Genomic DNA, 2643 nt, shown 5'->3' with positions numbered 1-2643 from the left:
CTGTTCCACAGCAACAGGCATCTTGCTTGTGAAGCAAAGATTGAATTTTCTTGTGGGGTGGGCATCCTGCCCGCCCGATTAATTTTGAATTGCCGACTCCAGGCGAAAGCGGGCTATTTCGCAAATTTCAGCTACAGCCTGCTGCATTTCAGTTTCCTGGGAGTTGTCGAGGCGCTGTTTAAATGCTTCGAGAATGCTGGTTTTAGTGTGTTTTTTCACGGCCGCAATGAAGGGGAAATCAAACTTTTGGCGGTACGATCGATTCAGGAATTGAAAGCGATCGAACTCTTCAACAGAAAGTTTATCCAAACCGGCACCGGCTTGTTCGCTAACGGATGCTTCCGCCATTTTTGCTTTGCTTCCTAAATCCGGGTGGGCTTGAATTAAAGCTAATTTTTCGGCTTCAGTCATGGCGCTGACAACTGTTACCATTTTGGCGTGCAAGTCGGCTGTGGATGCGAAAGGGCGATCGTCCCAAGTGCGGCGGGCGATCGCGGGGGTGTGTTCAAAAATCGCGCCGAGGGCTTGTGTAAATTCTTCGGAGCTCATTTGGTTGAGTTGAACTAAAGAGTATGGCATTTTGAATCGGTTGATTAAGTTTAATTAGCTTTGTTTTACTTTTTAGTTTGATTGAACCGCTTTCGTCGCGTTCTGCGAAGCAGTTCCCGAAGGGTAGGGCACGAAGGAAGAAGAGGGAAGAAGAGGGAAGAAGTAAATAATCTTCTACTGGTGAAGTTGTATTGTGTGCGGTTGATTGACCGTGATTCCTGTAGGGGCGGGTTCACCAACCATAGTCGCCAAAAACCGACAATCTCAAAAACCCGCCCCGGCAATTGTATTATGGGCGATCGATCTGATTGCTAATGACTGATGACTACTGACTACTGACTGATGATTAATGACTGCTGACTTGAGTTTGTTCGACTTCGCCGTGGGCTTTTAGGAGTGCAGCAATTTTGCGGCGGATGATGATTCCCGGTTTATCTGTCAGCATATGCTGTTCTTGGGTGATGTCGAGGGGTACGTCCCAATCGGTGGTTTCTAAAATGCGTTTGTCTTCTAATGTAACGGCGCGATCGAAGGCAATAATATCGCTGGTTTTAGCATCGGCTTCGGTATCGTTGCGGAGGCAAAATTGCACCATTTGAGATGCGGAATCGTTAATCGGAGTCATGGTATTGACGATGATGTGAACGAGTCCGTTTGGGTAAACAATCCGCAGTTTGACGGTAAAGGGCATAAACCAAATTCCGTCGATCGTCCGCACGGTTTCTTGTTGCTCGATTTTTAAGTTTTGCTGTTGCTGTGCGGGATTTGCTACGCCTAAAATGCTGCGGTAGTGCAGTTCCCATTCTGTTTCTTCAAATTCCATTACATCCGGGGCGAGATGTGCTTCGCTACCGAAAGTTGCGGTATGTACAAAAGACGGATGCGCCATATCTAATTCATTTTCCATTACTCGCAATCCCGCACAATTCCAGCGTTCGTAAAATTCGTGAATTTGGCGGTAATTCGAGTCTGCAGCTTCGGGAATATCGGGAATTTCTGCCAGCGGTTCTCCCAGACAAACCCAAACGTATCCGTAGCGATCGCGCGTGCGGTAAGCTTTTACTTTATAATTTGCAGAAATTGCGCCGTTTTGCTGCTGCGGAACGCTGACGCAGGTTCCAGATGAGTTGAATGTCCAGCCGTGGTAAGCGCAGCAAATGTTGCCGCCGACAATTTTGCCGATCGACAGTTTAGCCGTGCGGTGACAGCAGCGGTCTTCAACTGCGGCGGGTTTACCTTCGGAATCCAACCACAAAACGATTGATTCTCCTAATAGTTCAAGCGCTTTTGGTTCGCCGGACAATTCGGATGTAGGAATCACTGGATACCAGAATCGTTTTAAAATAGGTTGCTTCGTAACTAACATAATCCCTCCTATTATAAATAATAACTAAATCCTTCTTCCTTCTATCTGATATCTTGCACCATTCTCAGTAAGGTTTTTATGGGCGGACTCTCCTGCCCAACCCCTACTCCCCACAAGAAATTTATTCTTTGTGGAACAGGCTTTCCGGCCTGTTCTTGAGGTGCTTTCACCCACAAGAAATTTATTCTTTATGGAACAGGCTTTCCGGCCTGTTCTTGAGGTGCAAGATGTGAACGTTATTCAACTACCGCGATAGGTACTGTAAGACCACGGCGAAACTAGCAAAGGTACGTGATAATGCGCGCTTGAATCTGCGATGCCGAACTGAATCGGAACGCTGTTTAAAAACGGCGGTTCTGGCAAATTTTCGGCAGACTGCGCGAAGTATTCGCCCACAGAAAAGACTAATTCGTAAACTCCCGGTTTGAGTTCGCTTTCGGATAGTAAAGGATCTGTGGTGCGGCCGTCAGCATTAGTTGTTACAGTTTTCAGCAGCGTTTTTGCGCCGGAGTTTGGGTCAATTGAATGCAGGGCGATCGGCATATTTGCAGCCGGACAGCCGCGGGCTGTATCGAGAACGTGAGTAGTAAGTTTTCCTGACATTTTTTATTCAAGAAGGAAGAAGGAAGAAGGAAGAGGGATGATATCATGTCCGGTGTGCGATTCGTTTAACCTAAATGGGTAGGTTCTCCTATCCAGGGACGGTTAGCCTAACTCTCAACGGAGTT

Annotated in this window: 3 protein-coding genes; all 3 read right to left on the bottom strand. The window is 47.1% G+C overall.

The genetic code is table 11. The features are described 5' to 3' along the window. Window positions 1-78: 78 nt before the first annotated feature. Window positions 79-579 (bottom strand): 2-oxo-4-hydroxy-4-carboxy-5-ureidoimidazoline decarboxylase, encoded by a 501-nt coding sequence (gene uraD / locus QT990_RS31325; RefSeq protein WP_333309577.1) that lies wholly within the window; start codon window positions 577-579, stop codon window positions 79-81. A gap of 316 nt (window positions 580-895) precedes the next feature. Further along, window positions 896-1915, bottom strand: a complete 1020-nt coding sequence (locus tag QT990_RS31320) for an aromatic ring-hydroxylating dioxygenase subunit alpha (RefSeq protein WP_333147337.1) — start codon at window positions 1913-1915, stop codon at window positions 896-898. A gap of 240 nt (window positions 1916-2155) precedes the next feature. Further along, window positions 2156-2518: a hydroxyisourate hydrolase gene (gene uraH / locus QT990_RS31315; protein ID WP_333147334.1), complete on the bottom strand. Its 363-nt coding sequence runs from the start codon at window positions 2516-2518 to the stop codon at window positions 2156-2158. Window positions 2519-2643 lie beyond the last annotated feature (125 nt).

Origin of the sequence: Microcoleus sp. T3_B1 (genome assembly GCF_036700445.1) — a bacterium.
Taxonomy (GTDB): domain Bacteria; phylum Cyanobacteriota; class Cyanobacteriia; order Cyanobacteriales; family Microcoleaceae; genus Microcoleus.
The sequence above is the reverse complement of the archived record's forward strand: the minus strand, read 5'-3'. Positions and strand labels throughout refer to the sequence as shown.